Genomic DNA, 18,425 nt, shown 5'->3' with positions numbered 1-18,425 from the left:
AAAACTACTATTTATAAGGAGTTTATTTCACCAAAATTTCTTGCTTGTTAAGGTATGCAATTAAAGCCTTTTTATACTTTTTTTGTATTTCCATAATTTTAGGATTATTGTATAAGTTCTCCCATTCTTTTGGATCTTCTTTTAAGTTAAAAAATTCTCCTGTGATGATGTCTTTTTCAGTATAATTAACTGCATTTTCTTTACGATTAAACACTAAAATCAACTTATAGTTTGGAGTTCTCCACATAAAAGCAGCTTCATTTTTTTTCTCATGAAGTGCTGAAAAGGTTGCTTGATTTCTATTGTTTGAGAATAGATTTTCACCTAACAAATTTTTATCTTTTTTTATTTTTGCAAAATCTAAAAGAGTGGGAAGTAAATCTGTATTTTCTGCAGATAAACTGTCTATAGAATTTCTTTTAATTTCTTTAGGTAATGCTGTTCCAGATAGCATCATTGGAATTCTTACACTTGCATCATACAAGTTGTATTTGTTAAATTTATAGTATCGTTCACCTAACATTTCTCCATGATCTGAAGTATACACGATTAACGTATTTTCTAATAATCCTTTTTTCTTTAAAGCACCTAAGGTTCTTCCCATCATGTCATCTATCCAAGTTACATTTGCATAGTAACGCATTGTCATTAATTGCCATTCTTTTTCAGAAGCATTTTTCCAGTAATTCACATACATATCTCTTCTGTTTACTCCTTTTGAATGTGGAGATTTATCTTTATCCCAATTGGGTTGTTCTGCATATTTTATAGTATCTGCATCATATAAATCTTCATATCCTTTTGGCACATTATGGCCTGCGTGAGGTTTCATATAAGACAAGTATAGAAACAAAGGCCTTTCGTCTTCTCGATTGTTGATGTAATTTAAAACTTGTTTGGTAATCCAGCCATCTCTATGTTCATCTTCTTCTAATTTACTTGTAAAACCTAAATAACCTAAATTATTCTCTTCACCTGGACCCATATCTGCGATTTCATCGTCGTATTTTTTCTTTGCTTCAGGATTCATTTCTAGCATAGTAATACTGCCATTTTCTTTAATTTCTGAAGTGTATCTTGTTTCAAAACCTCTGGTATTTGTTCTATATTTTCCCCAATGTGTTTTTCCAAAACCTGCAGTCTCATAACCTGCTTCTTTAAAATATTCTGCCATTGTTTTTACAGGTAGGTTTTCGTCTTTTATACCATCACTATTTCTATACACTCCATTTTGATTTGGATACAAACCCAACATCATAGAGTTTCTACTTGGTACGCACATAGGCGCTTGACAAACTGCTTGACTGTAAAAAACACCTTCTTTTGCCAAACTATCTAATGTTGGTGTAATTACTTGTTTATTAATCATTCCAAGAGCATCAAACCTATGTTGATCGTCCATTAAAAAGATAATATTTGGTCTTTTTGATGTTTGTTTTTCTACTTCTACAATTTCTTTTTTACATGAATAAAAAACTAAAATTGTTATTAATATACTTGTGAATTTTATTGATTTCATTACTACTTTGTTGTTTTCTAGTTGATGTGAAAAACCTCTTCTAAGTTTATTGATTTTGGGCTGTTATCTGGATTTGTTTTCATAATATCAGACATATGTTTCCACCATTTTTTACAAATTTCTGTTTCAGCTATTTGGTGCCATTTTTGTTCGTTTTCAATTTCTGCATAACCAAATAAAATATTGGTTTCTTCATCCAAAAAAAGACTATAGTTTGAAACTCCATGAGATGTTAAAACCTCCTGCAATTCTTGCCAAATAGGATTGTGCCTTTTTATATACTCTTCTTTCTCATTAGAATATAACTTCATTTTAAATGCCTTCCTCATCATTTAATTTGTTTTAAAATGATACTTAAAACGTCTGTCTGGAGCAGTATCTCCGTTCATAAAAAATGTTGTTACATCTTTTAATTCAATCGGGTTATCTGCCCATTTGAAATAAAAATCTATATTTTCTTTTAAATTGAGATTATCCTTTAATACAGATAATTCTAGCTCATTGCCTTTAACCCTATAAGTTACACTTCCAACATTTTCCCATATTACTCCATTCCACTTTTTTAAAGTTGATTTTTTTGAAGATTTTATTTCATAATTCACCACATATTCATAACCTTCCCAACCTGTATTACTATTTTTATCAGTATCAATAAAGAGTAACATCCATTTATCGTCCTTATAGCTAGTTAATTTTTCTTGTGTTTTTACATAAAAGAAAACATCTTTTATGCTCAAACCTACTTTTGCAGAAATAATATCATTTCTACCTGTTTTATTTTTATAATTTGTGTTAGGATCATAACCTTTAAAATCTCTATGCATAGTATCTCCTGTAGGATCATAAAACTCTGGTTGCACATCTTGCCAATCTTCAAAATTTCCATCAATTTTAATAGTACTTTTTTGAGTATATTTTACAGGAGGTTTCATTCCTTTAAATTTTCTAATATTAGAAACCAACTGATAGTAATAATTATCTGTATGACCTCCTTTCATTGGAGCCATATCTCTGTTAAATTCTTCTGTGAATGCATCTACAAAATAAGAGTCTCCTATTTTAATAGGCCTTCCTGCATAGCCTTTATGTTTTAATTTATCATCCCAAATAAAACGTTGTGCAAGCCATTCATTCCATTGTGTTACCATCACTATTTCTGGATTTACTTCTAAAGCTCTATCCCATTGCTCTTGAAAATGAGCTCCCTCTCCAGTAATTGGTGCAACGTAATATTTGTTTACTTTAGGTTGTTTTCCATTAGATCTACTTGTGCCATATAAGCCATGTCCTAATTCTACAGGATGTCCTGCAACAGAAACTGGAATTTGTTCTGGAATATCTGGGCTTTTGCTCCAACCATAATCTTGAGGCGTTGTATCTACCCACTGCCAGTGATTTGGATTTTCGTTTGTTTTAGTCCAAGCCCAACTGTATTTTATGGTAAAAAACTCGCGTGCTTTTTTGGTAAGTTTTGGATCTTTTGGATTCGCCATTATTACTGGTTTACCATCCCACAAAAACCATTGGTCTTTATACAAACCTTTTTTGTAAAATTCGTTATAGATTTTGGTAACTGTAAGTCCACTTTTAGAGTTGGTGGTAAAAGTAATATCTGGCGTAGGAATGCCTTCTGAACGCATTTTTTTTCCCATTTCAAATAATGCTTTTACGGTTTCTGGATAGATGAAATGATTGGTAACGTCTAAATAGATAAAATCTACCTTCGCATTTGTAAGCATCTGTAAATCTCTTCGTAAAACCCAAGGGTCATTTGCATTGTAATAACCTTGTTCTGGTTCTCCCCAAAAATGAAACTTGCCTTTTGGACCCCATTTTCTTTTTCCTTTAGGGTCTTTTAAGATATTGGTAATATCATAAACTTTTTTGCTGTGATACCCATGCCATATGTAATAAAAAACACCTACTTTTTTATCCTTTTTAACTGGACCTGCAACATCAAAAGTTACTGTTTCTCTGCCTAGAGCATCTGTAGCTACCCAATTATCTGTGTTATAATTTTGTAACTGCTGAGTTTTGACATTGTCTTGAGCTTTCACAAAAAAAACACTCGATATAAAATATAAGAAAGCAAGTTTTTTCAAGGATTTCATTATTTGGTTTTTAAAATGAATTAATATTGATTATTGCTTCACGTCTAAACCTTTTGGAGCATCAATTTTTGTAGTTACTTTTCCGTTTGCATTTTTAGTATGGCTAATTTTTAAAATTCCGAATTTTGTAGGGAAAGTTCCATTAACATACTCTAAATTTCCTAAGTGTGGTTTTATAGTTACTGTATTTCCACCATCAGAAACATTAACTCCCAAAACATATTGTGTTAACCAAGAAGTAGGCCCACTAGCCCAACCATGAGCTAAACTATGACGCAAACCAACATAACAAAAAGCTCCAAAATCCGTATGAATGTCACTTTTATCTTCTACAGAAAGCTCATCAATTCTTCCACTAATTTTGCCCTCTGCAATATTAAAATCTTCCCAAAAGGTAGTAGCTCCTAAATCTAACATTCCTCCCCAATATTCGCTAATCACATCTATTGCTCCTTGATAATCATCGGCTTTAGCCATAGCTTCTAAAATATAATAACCATAAAAAGTAGACATGTTTTGCACACCGTCTTTCTTTAAAATTTCTGTATTAATTTTTTTAGCTTTTGCCAAATCTGCCAATACCATTAAAGATGCTGCTTGCTTAGAAGTATTGCCTTCTGGAATGTGTTTTTTTAAGCGTTTGCTTATTTTTTGATATTTCTTTTTTAAATCATTTCTACCAAGTGTTTCCATCATTTCAGCACCTGCATCAAAAGTCATAATCATCATCGCCTGTAAACCTGCATGAACTGCCTTTGGATCTGTACTTGTTGGCCAATCTAAAAAACGACCTCCATTTAAAATTTCCTTATTGTCATCATCTATAAATGTGCTTAACTGGTCTAATAAAGCAATCATGTAGGTTTCTTGCTCTTTTAAATACGCTAAATCTCCATGATAATCGTACCAGTTTTTATGGATAATTAACCACCACATAGAATATGAACTGATAGTATTCATCCATTGTGGTAAAGGATGTTGATCTCTTGCCAAGTCTAAACTTTTTGGTACAATACTATTTTTACCAAAAACGGTATTTATGGTCATTACTTCTGGATGCATATCTCCCACCCAAACTAATCTGTCTCTTTTAATACCATCCCAAAGATAATTTTGCATGTTTAAATGAACAGTATATGCACCAGTCATCCAAATATCATTTAATCTTTTATTGTTGCTTTCAAAAGAACCTATATAATCTAAATCTCTATAAACAAAAGCAGCTTCAACAGATTTTATTGGAGCATTCTCTCCTCCTTCTACAACATCAATTCTAATAAATCTAAAACCAGTTTCACCAACTTCTATAGAACCTAACCAAGGAACTTCAACTATAAAATCACGCAATGAGTGTTCGTTTGTTGCATTAAATTTCCCACCAATATTAGACATTGCTTCTGATACAGATTCCCCAAAACGAATTCTTAATTTTAATGGCGTTTTGGAAGGTCTTATTCCCATTGAGATTTTTACACCACCATGAATTTCCTTTCCATAATCTAGCATAATACCAGGTTTATGCTCTTCTGTGCTAATTAGTCTAAACAGGTTTTTATCGTTTACGGCAACTTGTCCATTTCCTTTTTCTAATAGTGTTTGTTCGTTTTGAATGAACTTGCCAGAATCATCTGATTTCCAAACAATTCTATTTGGAGTTAAATAAGTTCTCACCATTTCTGAATGAGTTGCTCTATCTTTATCTTCTGCGCTAAAAACCGGAGGTAATTGCGCAAATAATGTCATTTTAATAGAGCATAGAATCAATAAAATTGGTAATGATTTTTTCATTTTTTTATAAGTTGAAATATTTTTTTTATTCATTTTTAGGATAGATGTAAAACTAATTTTTTAGATATTTTTTCCTATCCTGTGCCAACCTGTGGAATTTTTTGTTAGTTAGATCCTGTTCTAAACCTATAAGCAAAAGCACTTTCTCTAACAGGTTGAATAGGTTTAAACTTTCCGTTTTGTTTTATTTTCACCCAACCAGCATCCCAAGTTATGTAATAATGTGTATTAGGTTCTAAAGTAGGAAAATCTTTAAAAACAATTTCTTTCTCGCCTTCAAAATCACTATTCAAATCTAAGTCTTTAGACCATAAAATTTCTTGGCTTCCATATTTCTGCAATCTTATTTTTCTGCCTTTTGTGTTCGCATAACTTGCTTCACCTTTAAAAGTGAAACTTAATTTTTGGTTGATAGAAACATTATCTTCCATAAATTCTGGAGATGCCTTTACCATCATATTTTTTACTCTATCATACCCAAAATTTCTTTTTTTATTTCCTGTAGGCATGTTCCATTGCTTGTTTTTTTCAAATTCATGTTTTTTTGCATAATGGTTCCAAGCTTTTAGTAATTCTTTGTATTTAATTTGATGCTTTACACGAACATTTTCTGTTTCGGTTGGATCTTTTTTTAGATTATACAATTCAAACGGACTGTCATAAAAACTAACCAATTTCCAATCTCCTTTAATAATTCCTTTAGAACGATAAAATGTTGAAACGAAAAATTTTTCCTCTTCAAATTTTTTATTTTTAAGTAAAGGCAAAATACTTTTTCCTTGAATTTCTTTTTTATCTTTTGGGTATTTTCCACCAGCTAATTCTAAAAAAGTTGGATACAAATCCCAAATTCTAATCATTTCTTTGTTGATGGAATTTTTCTCTAATTGCAAACCTTTTGGCCAATGCACAATCATTGGAGATCTAATGGCACCTTCTTTACTGCCATGTTTGTAAGAAGAAAAAGGTGTATTACTTAAAGCTGCCCAACCATAATTTGTTGTAAAACCTGCTCCTCTGTTTTGCTGACTCCAAGGCAATGCTTTTCTGTTGGTGTGCAAACCTGCATAACAACCACCATTATCTGAAATAAAAATAATGAGTGTATTTTGTAATTGACTATCTTCTGTGTTCCCATCTTTGTTTGGGTCTTTTAAAAAAGCAGTAATTCTACCAATATTTTCATCCATATTGTCTACCATTCCTGCATAAGCACTTCTAGATAATGCCTCAAAGTCTTTTTGAATCTCCCAATGTCTATTCGAGTTTTCTGGCAACAAATCCCAATCTGGAATTTCTACACCCAACTCTGGAAGCTTTGTGTTTTCATCTATAATTCCCATTTTTTTCATTCGTTCAAAACGTTCCTTACGTAGTATATTCCATCCTTTTTTATATACATTTATCCTATTTTCTGGGTCATAAAACTTACGTACATTTTTTTCTGGAGCATCTAATGGACTATGAGGCGCATTGTAAGAAACCATACTAAAAAAAGGTTGATCTTTCTTAATAGCTTCGTCCATATACTTAATAGCATAATCTGTAAAGTTTGTAGTGGCATAAAAGTCTTTTGGTAAATCTGTATGAGGAAATATTTTACCATCATCTTGCCATTTTGCATTCCCTTTTCCTGTAAAACTATTTATTTGTCCACCTGTAAATCCATAAAAATGATCAAAACCAAAATCGGTATTCTTATTTCCTATTTTAAGTTTATTCATTCCGTGATTTTTCCCAACTAAACTAGTAGTATAACCTTCTGCTCTCATAAGTTTTGCGATACTTTCTCCTTTTGGAAAATTGTTTCTGCCAGCAGCTTGAAATTCTAATCCCGCAATAATTGCAACTCTACTGGTAACACACATTGGTGACACGTAAAACTTTGTAAAACGCGTTCCGTTTTCCGCTAGATTATCAATATTTGGAGTTGGTATTTCTCCTCCAAAAGAGCTTACGTCACTAAACCCTAAATCATCTGCTACAATTAGAATTATATTAGGTTTTTTATTTTGTGCCAAAACAATTTGACCGCATAAAATAAAGTAGAAAAACAATTTTATTTTTAGTTTCATTTTAAGTCTTGTGTTACTTGTTTTTTATAAGTAATTATTGTCAATCAAAAATGATTACAAACATTAACTATCATATCCTGTGCCAACCTGTAAAATTACGTGCAAGAGCAGGATGCCCAATAAATTTTGTAACTGTATCTTTAATTTCAATTAAAAATAAACTTTTCAACTTATGAAATCTCTACAAATACGTTTTTTTGGTGCTTTGCTTTTTTCAGTTTTAATTCTGAATTGTAAATCTTCTAAAGAATCTTCAACAATAAAAAAAGAAATCCAGAAGCCTTTAAATGTTGTTTTGATTTTAATGGACGATCAAGGTTATGATACTTCAATTGATGGAATGGCAGGAATAGAAACTCCAAATTTTGATGCGTTTTCAAAAGAAGGAATTCGATTTACAAATGCATATGCAGTTGTACCTTCTTGCTCTCCAAGTCGTAGTTCTATAGCCACAGGTATGTATCCACACACAAACGGACATTGGAGAAACACGATTACACCAAGCTTGAGTGATGGAGATGAGGCTTTTGGACGACAGGCCACAAGAGTTGATAAAGTTGGAATTCACGAATACATTAAAACGTTACCAGAAGTTTTACAAGAAAATGGTTTTTTTACAGCAATCACTCAAAAATTTCACATGAGTCCTCCTTGGAAATTTCCATTTTCAGATAGAGATCCTGTACACAACAATCCTGCAGTTTATAAAAAAGTAATTACAGAGTTTATAGAGAAGTCTGGAGATAAACCATTCTTTTTTCAAGCTAATATTTCTCCTCCACATAGAAATTTTGATGCTCACATGAAAAAATTTCCAGAATTTATGCCAAATCCTGAAGAAATTGTGGTACCAGATTACTTACCAGACACGCCAATGATGCGTGAAGATTTAAGTAAATATTATGGCTGTGTTCAATTAGCTGATGCTTGTGCTGGTGCAATTATTGAGGCGTTAAAAAAAGCAGGCGAGTTTGAAAACACGTTAATTATTTATACCTCAGACCAAGGACAACCTTATCACAGAGCAAAAGCCTCTGCATATTCAGAAGGCTTACATGTGCCTTATGCAGTTGTAGGTCCAAATGTTATAAAAGATAAAATTTCTAATGCTTTAATCTCTCATACAGACATTATGCCTACCATTTTAGATTTTTTGAATTTACCAATTCCAAGCACAATCCAAGGAAAATCTTTATTACCAGTTTTAAACGGAAGTAAAGAAAAAGTCACGGACAGAAAATACATATTTGGAGAACATAATTCTCATGGACCAGACCCAAGAGAGCACTATCCAAGTCGTGTTGTTTTCGACGGTCGTTTTTATTTTATTAAAAACTTAATGCCTAATAAATCTTATTTATTACCTGCTGATTTAAGAGCTTACAAAGGTTGGAGTAATAAAAGTTACGACGCCACAGTTTTAGCAAAAGATACGCATCCAATGCAATATAATTTATTGCGAACTTTAGAAAAGGGAAGACCTGCAGAAGAATTATATGACATGCAAAATGACACGTATCAATTAATAAACTTAGCAAACAACCCAGAGTACAAAGAGAAAAAAATTGAACTGAGACAAGCCTTGAAAAACTGGCGAAAAGAAACAGGAGACGTGGCTAATAATCCAAAAAATATTAAAACAAGACAATTAAATTAATAAACATGAAAAATCTATTAAAATTAATTATAGCAATTGCATTTGTATTCAATTTTCAAAATCTTCACTCACAAAACTGTGCAACAGAAAATAAACCTGCTGTTAATGGTACAATGGGTAAAAAAACCGATAACGCTGTATTTATTGGTCAATCTTTTAAAGCTTGTAAAACAGGAAAATTAACCATGGCTTCTTTTAGAATTGGTGGTGGTAATGAAGTTACAAATGTTGAGTTAAGAATTTTTGAAGATAAAAAAATAGCTCAAAAACCTTTGCACAAACAAAACATAACGTTACCAAGTCCAGCTACTCCTATTTCAAATTTTGAAGATGTAAATATTACAATTGAAAACGGTGGATTTCAAGTGGAAGAAGGAAAAACGTACACGGTTGGTTTTTTCAAAAGTAAATCAGATTCTAAAAAATTATTACGTTTTAAATCTGACAATACAAATTCTTTTGAAAATGGTTCTTTAGTAGCAAACTCCAAAGTTCCAGGAGGTAAAAGACAAAATAAAGATGTAGATATGATTTTCTCTTTTACAATCGAATAATTATTTCACAAAATAAGGACAGAGCAGGATAGATTTTTATTTCTTTTTCAATAGCCTTGTTATCACTTAATAAATAAAAAAATAAATATGATGAAAAAATTACTTTTTACTTTTTTTGTACTAACCATAGCGTTACAAACTTTTAATGCACAAACTATTGTTGGTTGGGAGTTTACTTCCGATGATGAAGGCTGGAATAAAAATCCAGCAAGATGTACTACTGCATGGAATAGTGCTGGATATTTAGATGTTACCACACAAGGAGTTGCAGATCCTTTCTTTTTTAACACTACAGATGTTACCTTGGCAACTACAAATGTAAATTTTTTAGAATTAAGTATAAAAAATGAAACTGCAAACGGAGGAGGAAGTATATTATTATTAAGAACAAATGACACAAATGTTAATATACCATATTCTATGACTCCAAATAGTACAGCTTTTGAAACTATAGTGATAGATTTATCTAAAGTTACTAATTTTTCAAACAATTTACAGATAGATAATGTTAGAATAGATCCTAATAATGGTGGTGCTGCTGGTACAATCTCTTTTGATTATATAAGATTTGTAGAAACCCCTACAAATCCTGTACTTGCAACTTCTGTAGCAGTTGATGGACCAAGTTCAATAACCGTAAATGAAATAGCTACATACACAGCAACAATTTCACCAAATAATACCACTTTTAATGATGTAGAATATTCTGTAGATGACACAAATATTGCCAGAATTAATCCTACTGGAGTTTTAGTGCCTAAAAAAACAGGTACAGTAACAGTAACTGCTACAGCTACAGATGGTTCTAACGTTAGTGGCTCAAAACAAGTAACAATTACAGAAGGCTCAAATACCATTTTAAATTGGGAATTTGATGCAGATGATGAAGGATGGAATCGTGCACAAACAAGATGTTCTACAGCTTGGAATAGTCAAGGATATTTAGACGCTACCACAACAGGCGATAATGATCCTTTTTTTTACAGAAATCCCAAAATTGAATTCAATGCTAAAAATTTTAAATTTATAGAATTAAGTGTAAAAAATGGAACTGCAGATACAGAAGGAGGTATTCTTTTATTTACAGGTGCTGGTAATGTTAATGTGCCAGTTCCAATGACTGCAAATAATTCAGGTTTTGAAACCATAGTAATTGATTTAGCAACTACTAATTTATCAAACGAAACAATTATTACAGATGTAAGATTAGATCCTAATTTAACAGGTGCCACAGGAGTTGTTTCTTATGATTATATTCGGTTTTTAGAAAATCCTTCAAGTACAATATTAGCAACTTCTATAACTATTGACGGTCCAAGTACAATAACTACCAATGAAATAGCTCAATTTACAACAACTATATCTCCAGAAAACGCTACTTTTAAATCTGTAGATTACTCTGTGAACGACACAAATGTTGCTACAATTGATTCTTCTGGACTTTTAGTACCAAAAACTGCTGGTACAGTAACAGTAACTGCAACAAGTACAGATGGTTCTAACGTTAGCGATTCAAAACAAATAACCATAACGCAAGGACCAAATACAATAATTAGTTGGGAGTTTGATACTGATGATGAAGGTTGGAATAAAAACCCTTTAAGATGTACTACTGCATGGAATAGCGCAGGTTATTTAGATGTAACTACTATTGGGGAAAACGATCCAAATGTAAGAAATACTACTGCACAACCTTTTAGCGCAGCAGGTGCTAATTTTTTAATCATTAAAGTAAAAAATGAAACAGCGAGTGATAGTGGACAACTTATATTTTTTAGAGGAGGTGGAGCATCGCCTAAAACAGCGCTATTTACTATGACACCAAACAGTACAGACTTTGAAACCATAGTTGTTGATTTACCTGCAAGTGTTTCAAACTGGTCAGTTAGCGATAACTTTATTGATGTTAGACTTGATGCAAATACTGATGGTTCTGCAGGTGTTGTCTCTTTTGATTTCATAAGAATTACTAAAGAAGATAATACTGCATCTGTAGCATCTCAAAAAATGTTAGATGCAACATTTACCTATCCAAATCCAGTAACTCAAGGACAAAATTTGAACGTAAATTTAGAGAGATTTTCAAATACAGATAAGATTAAACTTTTCGTTAATGATATAACAGGAAAGTTAATTTACTCTAAAGAAGTTTTAGGAGGTAAATCTGAATCAATTTCTACAAATCAATTAAATACTGGAATTTATTTAGTAAGTGTTAAAAACAACAGAAGTTTTAAAACTTTTAAAGTAATAGTGAATTAGTCCTACTAAATTAGCAAAATAGAGAAGAGTGTTGTATTAATTTAGAACACTCTTTTTTAGTTAGTAAAACTTACGAAGCAAAGTATAAGCTTAATTATTTAAAATAATTTACAAGCTTATTTTAAATAGTTTTATATTCATAAAAATTATTTTACTCTTTTTATAAGAGAAGTATAAAAGGATAGTACAGGATAGGGTTTTTACAAGAACTAGCTAGTATTGTTAACTAAAGAATAAAGTAAAACCAAGGAATTCTTCAAATAATCTTCAATTAAAATTTTTGAAATCAATGCATAAATCATTCAAGAAAAAAAGCAACTTATTATACCTATTTGTTTTCTTTACTATTTCTATTTTTGGAAATAACGTTCATACAGCAACACCACTAGAAATTCATCAATTAAGAGTTGAATATTTAGAAAATCCACAAGGAATAGATGTTACAAAACCTCGATTTAGCTGGATTTTAAAAGGAGATGGTTTTAACAGAAGTCAATCCAGCTACCAAATAATGGTAGCTTCTTCGAAAAATAGATTATCAAATCCAGATATTTGGAATAGCGGAAAAATTGCATCAAACAGCACCAATCAAATAGAATATAATGGTGATAAATTAATTTCTGGTAAAAAGTACTTTTGGCAAGTAAAAGTTTGGGATGAAAACGAAGTTTCATCAACTAGCGAAATTGCTTTTTGGTCTATGGGAAACTTAGATTTTTTAGACTGGCAAGCACAGTTTATTGGTCATAATGCAGGTTACAACAAAAAAGATAAATACAACGAATTATACTTACCCCCAGCAAGATATTTACGTCATTCTTTCAATGTGAAAAAGAAAATTAAAAGAGCAACTGCTTATACAACTGCATTGGGTTTGTACGAACTTCGATTAAATGGAAACAAAGTTGGAGATGATTATTTACTACCTGGATGGACAGATTACAACAAACGTTTATACTATCAAACTTTTGACATTACAGATAAACTTTCTCAAGGAGAAAATGTTGTAGGAGCTATTATTGCTGATGGATGGTATGCAGGCTACATAGGTTATGCACTTTTAGTGAGATTAGATAAAGTGAGGGAATTTTATGGTGTAAATCCATCCTTTATGGGGCAAATTAAAATTGAATATGAAGATGGAACTTCTGAAGTAATTGCTTCGAATGATAATACTTGGAAATCTAACGTTGGGCCTATTTTAGAAGCAGATATTATTATGGGAGAAACTTACGATGCTCGCTTAGAACATAAAAATTGGGACAAAGCTGGTTTTGACGACAGTAAATGGAGCAAACCAAAACGTTATACTTTGCCAAATGGTAAACTAATGGCATCTCCAACAACTGCTGTAAAAAATCAAGAAACCATTAAACCTATTAAAATTACCGAACCAAAACCAGAAACTTATATTTTTGATTTAGGAAAAAATATTGCAGGAATTGCTCAGTTAAAAACGCAAGGAAAAGCAGGTACAAAAATCACACTTAGATTTGGTGAAATTTTAAAAAATGACGGAACCTTGTTAACAGAAAATCTACGTAAAGCAAGAGCTACAGATACTTATATTTTAAATGGCGATGGTTTAGAAACCTGGGAACCAAAATTTACTTACCATGGTTTTCAATTCGTAGAAGTTACTGGTTTATCAGAAAAACCGACATTAGAAACTATTACAGGTAAAAAATTAAGTTCTATAAAAACAGATGCAAGCACATTTGTTTCATCAAACCCAATGAATAATACTTTATTCAAAAATATTAAAACCACACAAGCAGCAAATTTTGTTGATATTCCTACAGATTGTCCTCAACGTGATGAACGTTTAGGTTGGACTGGAGATGCACAAGTGTTTGCTCGTTCTGCAACTTATAATGCAGATGTAGCATCATTTTTTACAAAGTTTTCTATTGATTTAGATGATGCACAACGTTGGTATGGAGCATATCCTAATTTTGCACCTTTTCCTTTTTCACGTCCAGGACAATACTCTCCTGCTTGGATGGATGCAGGTATTATAATTCCATATACCATGATGCAAGTGTATAATGATACGAGAATTGTAGAATACATGTATGAAGGGATGCAAAATTTTATGCAGTTTCAAGAAAAGGCAAGTACAAATTATTTAAGACCTGGAGCAGGAAAAAACTGGGGAGATTGGTTAGCTGTTAATGAAACTACAAGTCACGATTTTATTGCCTCTGCATATTATGGTTATGATGCAAATTTAATGAGTGAAATGGCTGCAGCAATTGGTAAAAAAGAAGACGCTAAAAAGTATACTGAAGATTTTAAAAAGATAAAAGAGGTATTTACAAAAAAATATATTTTATCTGATGGAAAAACAACCGAAGACTCCATGTCTTCCTATGCTTTAGCTCTGTATTTTGATTTATATCCAGAAAATTTAGCAGAAAAAGGTGCAGCGCGCTTGGCAGAAAAAATAAAAAATAATGGATACAAATTCGCAACAGGTTTTTTAGGTACAAAACATGTAATGTTGGCACTTTCTAAGTATGGATTTCATGAAACTTCTTACAAGTTGTTTCAACAAACAGCATATCCAAGCTGGGGATATTCTATAGACAATGGAAGCACTTCTATTTGGGAACGTTGGAATAGTTTTACGAAAGATAATTCTAAAAACTCAGATTTAAATGCAGCTATGAATTCTTTTAGTCATTATGCATTTGGTTCTGTTGCGGAATGGATGTTTCAGTATGCAGCTGGTATAGACACAAAAACTTTTGGTTACAGAAAAATCATTATAAAACCTGCAGTTTCTAATGAAATGGAATTTATCAACGGAAGCACAAAAACCATCAACGGAGAAATCACTTCTAATTGGAAAATTAAAGGAAAGTACTTTTATATGACTATAGAAATTCCAGTAAATACAACTGCGCATATTCATATTCCAACTGACAAATCATCTAAAATAAAATTAAATGATAAAAGTTTAAAAAAGAGTAGAACTCATAGAGTAGTAGCTGAAAATAATGAAGAAACTATTTTAGAAGTTGGTTCTGGTAAGTACACAATAAAAGCGTACTTAAAAAAATAAGAAAATCGTTTATTCCATTGAGTCAGAAGTAAAATATAAACTTCTGACTTTTTTTTGTGAAAAAAATACTACAACAAGAAAGAGCAGGATGCTCTATTCTTAAAATCTACTTAACATTGAAGTAACATTTAACTTAACCATAAATTTAATTATGAAACGTACGTACAATTATCATCTTATTGATATTTTAAAGAAAACGTTGTTTTTTGTCTTTTTTTGCTTTTCGATAGGATTGCAAGCACAAACAATTACAGGTAAAATTACTTCTGTTGAGGGAGATCCTTTATTTGGAGCATTTGTATTACAAAAAGGAACAACAAACGGAACCTCTACAGATTTTGATGGAAACTATAAATTAAAATTACTAGACAATCAAAGCAAAATTTTAGTTTTTTCTTATTTAGGATATAAAAACGTAGAAAAAGCCATAGGAGATTTAAAAACAATTAATGTAAAATTAGTTGAAGAATCTCAAAGTTTAGATGAAATTGTAATTGTAGGTTATGGAGAAAAGAAAAGACAAGACGTTACTGGGGCTATTAGTTCTATAAAAGCTAAAGATTTAGAAGATCAGTTTTACACAAACATAACTGAAACTTTGCAAGGGCAAGCATCTGGAGTTTTAGTAACCTCTGATTCTGGAGAACCAGGTGCAGGCATTTCTGTAAATATTAGAGGTATTAATAGTTTAACAGGTAATTCTCAGCCTCTTTATGTTTTAAACGGAATTCCAATAGGTTTAGATACACAAGCACCTGGAGACGATTTTTTTACAGGTACAAATCCACTAGCTTCATTAAATCCAGATGACATACAAAGCATAGAAATTTTAAAAGATGCGTCTGCAACAGCAATCTATGGTGCAAGAGCTGCAAATGGTGTCGTTTTAATAACTACAAAAGAAGCTAAAATTGGTAAAGTTAAAATTACTACCAATTTAAGAACTTCCATTTCAGATGTTGGTGTGCCATATAACTTAATGGTTGGAGGCCAATATGCACAATTTAGAAATGATATTGTTGGTTTATTAAACCCACAATTAACTTTTGATGAATTATTGGCTACAAATAGATTATTTTTCGACGGAAGTAATGAATTTAGACCTCTTCCAGAAAATGCAGCAGATGGAACCCGTTTTATGGATGCACTTTTCAGAAAAGGGATTAATAGAAATGCTAATGTGACAATTTCTGGTGGAGACGAAAATATGTCTCAATTACTATCTGTAAGTTTTAACGATATAGAGGGTAATATTATAAATTCACATTTTCAGAGAGCAAATTTAAGATATAATTCTAAAATGAAAATTGGTGAAAAGTTTAAACTAAATTCTAACATTCAATTAAATTACTCAAGAAACCAAAGGGTACAAACAAGTGCAAGAACTGGTTTGTCTGGAGTGGTTTTTTCAGCAATGAGAATAAGCCCTTTCGTACCTTTATTTGATTTAGAAACTGGAGAGTTTAATTTAATTGGTATTGACGGAGAAATTATTACAAATCCTTTGGTAGAAGCAACAGAATCAGATAATGTGCAAAAAGATAAAAGATTAATATTTTCAACAGAAGGTACATATTCATTTAATGATAATTTTAAATGGACTAATAGAATTGGTTATAATGCAGGTTTAAATACGAACCAGGTATTTAATAACAAAAAAACTGTAGTGGGTGCAAATTCTAGTGGCCGTTTGTTTTTGTCGGAAAGAGAATCTAACAGATTTACGGTAGAATCTTTCTTAAACTTTAATAAAAGATTTAATAAACATAAAATTAATGCAACAGTAGGAGCAAGTTATACAGATATTACATCTTTTGCCAAAAGAGAATTATATACAGATTTTACGTTTGATGATTTAGGTTTAGATGCATTACAATTGGCGAGTACTTCTCAAAACTTTATTTCTATAAGAACTAATAATTATTTTAAATCTTTGCTGTATAGATTTAATTATACAATTAACGACAAGTACACATTAACTACAACTGGTAGATATGATGGAGATTCAAAATTTAGCCAAGGAGAACCTTGGGGGTTTTTCCCTTCTGCAGCAATTTCTTGGGACGCTCATAAAGAAAAGTTTATTAGAGATATAAGAGCAATATCGTTATTAAAACTTAGAGTTTCTTATGGGCAAGTTGGTAGTTCTAGGGGTGTTGCACCGTATTCTACATTAGACACTTACAATATTAGTAATATAGGTTTAACAGACAATAATTTATATACAGGTACTTTTCCAGCAAGAATTGCAAATAAAAATTTAACTTGGGAAACAAGTACTACTCTAAATTTAGGGTTAAATGCTAATTTTTTTAGAAATAGATTAAGAACTAGTGTGGATGTATATGAAAGAATAACAGAAAACCTACTAAACAATCAACCAATTCCAAGGCAAAATGGTTTTGCTAGTGTGCCAATTAATGATGGAACATTAAATAATAGAGGTATAGAAGTAGATTTAGCTTATGATGTTTTTAAAGAAGAAAATTTTTCTTGGACAACAAAATTAAATCTAACAAGAAACGTAACAAAATTAGTAGATTATGGTGCTTTAGAATTTATTGATGGTAGAGGTTTAGCAACTAATTTCTTTGGTATTAACGGAACAAGAACATATCCTGGAGAAGAATTAGGTTTGTTTTTTGGATACAAGGTAACAGGTTTAATACAACCAAGTGATTTGGTAGATTATGCAGCAGGAGACTTTAGAATAAGAACCGAAGAAGTAACTTTAGAAGATGGCACTGTAACTCAGCAGCAATTATTCGCAACAACAGCACCTGTTGGTAATGGAAACCCAGGAGCAAATGCACCAGGAACTTGGAAGTTTGAAGATATAGACGGAGATGGAAGAATAACTCAAGCAGATAGACAAACAATAGGAAACCCTAATCCAGATTTGTTTTTTGGATTTAATAACCAATTTAGAATAGGAGATTTTAACATTTCTATGTTTATACAAGGCTCTATAGGTAATGATATTTTAAACCTAAACAAAGCATTTATTGGTTCTGGCTGGCAAGGAGCCAATGGTACACAAGACTACTATAATAATAGATGGACAATTAACAACCAACATAATGATGTTAGATATCCCAGTTTCAATGGACCAACAGGAGTTAATGTTCCTAACTCTGTTTTTATAGAAGATGGTTCTTATGTAAGACTAAAAAATTTAAGCGTTAGATATAATTTAAAAAATTTAAAAGCATTTTCTAACGTAGCAATAGTATTAACTGGTACCAACTTGGTAACAATTACGAATTATACAGGCCCAGATCCTGAGGTTAGTACAAATGGTGGAGGCGCTTTAAATAGAGGTATAGATTACTCTGCATTTCCAAGACCAAAAGTGTTTACATTAGGATTAAACTTAACATTTTAGAATTAAA

10 protein-coding genes are annotated in these 18,425 nt (G+C 31.4%); 5 read left to right on the top strand and 5 right to left on the bottom strand.

What is annotated here, in order from left to right; translation table 11 throughout:
- Nucleotides 1-22: 22 nt before the first annotated feature.
- The 5 genes from FDT66_RS07670 to FDT66_RS07650 all read right to left on the bottom strand — a co-directional run bounded on the left by FDT66_RS07670 (nt 23) and on the right by FDT66_RS07650 (nt 7,493).
- Nucleotides 23-1,519 (bottom strand): sulfatase family protein, encoded by a 1,497-nt coding sequence (locus tag FDT66_RS07670; RefSeq protein WP_138535583.1) that lies wholly within the window; start codon nt 1,517-1,519, stop codon nt 23-25.
- Between the two features lie 17 nt (nt 1,520-1,536).
- Nucleotides 1,537-1,848 carry an L-rhamnose mutarotase gene (rhaM, locus tag FDT66_RS07665; protein WP_262709561.1) on the bottom strand — a complete coding sequence of 104 codons (312 nt, stop codon included), beginning with the start codon at nt 1,846-1,848 and terminating at the stop codon, nt 1,537-1,539.
- 3 nt (nt 1,849-1,851) lie between these two features.
- Nucleotides 1,852-3,630, bottom strand: coding sequence for a hypothetical protein (locus FDT66_RS07660; protein ID WP_138535581.1), 1,779 nt, complete (start codon nt 3,628-3,630; stop codon nt 1,852-1,854).
- A gap of 30 nt (nt 3,631-3,660) precedes the next feature.
- Nucleotides 3,661-5,418 (bottom strand): alpha-L-rhamnosidase-related protein, encoded by a 1,758-nt coding sequence (locus FDT66_RS07655; protein WP_138535580.1) that lies wholly within the window; start codon nt 5,416-5,418, stop codon nt 3,661-3,663.
- Between the two features lie 104 nt (nt 5,419-5,522).
- Entirely contained in the window at nt 5,523-7,493 is a 1,971-nt protein-coding gene (locus FDT66_RS07650) for a sulfatase-like hydrolase/transferase (protein ID WP_138535579.1), read from the bottom strand.
- A 172-nt stretch (nt 7,494-7,665) separates the two neighbouring features.
- Between FDT66_RS07650 and FDT66_RS07645 the strand changes: the two genes are divergently transcribed.
- From FDT66_RS07645 to FDT66_RS07625, 5 genes are all read left to right on the top strand, one after another.
- A complete protein-coding gene (locus tag FDT66_RS07645; protein ID WP_138535578.1) occupies nt 7,666-9,150 on the top strand; it encodes a sulfatase family protein in 1,485 nt (494 codons plus the stop codon).
- A 5-nt stretch (nt 9,151-9,155) separates the two neighbouring features.
- Nucleotides 9,156-9,704, top strand: a complete 549-nt coding sequence (locus FDT66_RS07640) for a hypothetical protein (RefSeq protein WP_138535577.1) — start codon at nt 9,156-9,158, stop codon at nt 9,702-9,704.
- A gap of 90 nt (nt 9,705-9,794) precedes the next feature.
- A complete protein-coding gene (locus FDT66_RS07635; protein WP_171032343.1) occupies nt 9,795-11,966 on the top strand; it encodes a T9SS type A sorting domain-containing protein in 2,172 nt (723 codons plus the stop codon).
- Nucleotides 11,967-12,255: 289 nt separating this feature from the next.
- Nucleotides 12,256-15,033, top strand: coding sequence for an alpha-L-rhamnosidase (locus FDT66_RS07630; RefSeq protein WP_138535575.1), 2,778 nt, complete (start codon nt 12,256-12,258; stop codon nt 15,031-15,033).
- A gap of 151 nt (nt 15,034-15,184) precedes the next feature.
- Nucleotides 15,185-18,418, top strand: a complete 3,234-nt coding sequence (locus FDT66_RS07625) for a SusC/RagA family TonB-linked outer membrane protein (protein WP_138535574.1) — start codon at nt 15,185-15,187, stop codon at nt 18,416-18,418.
- Nucleotides 18,419-18,425 lie beyond the last annotated feature (7 nt).

The sequence above is a fragment of the Polaribacter aestuariivivens genome, from assembly GCF_005885675.1.
GTDB lineage: Bacteria > Bacteroidota > Bacteroidia > Flavobacteriales > Flavobacteriaceae > Polaribacter > Polaribacter aestuariivivens.
The sequence above is the reverse complement of the archived record's forward strand: the minus strand, read 5'-3'. Positions and strand labels throughout refer to the sequence as shown.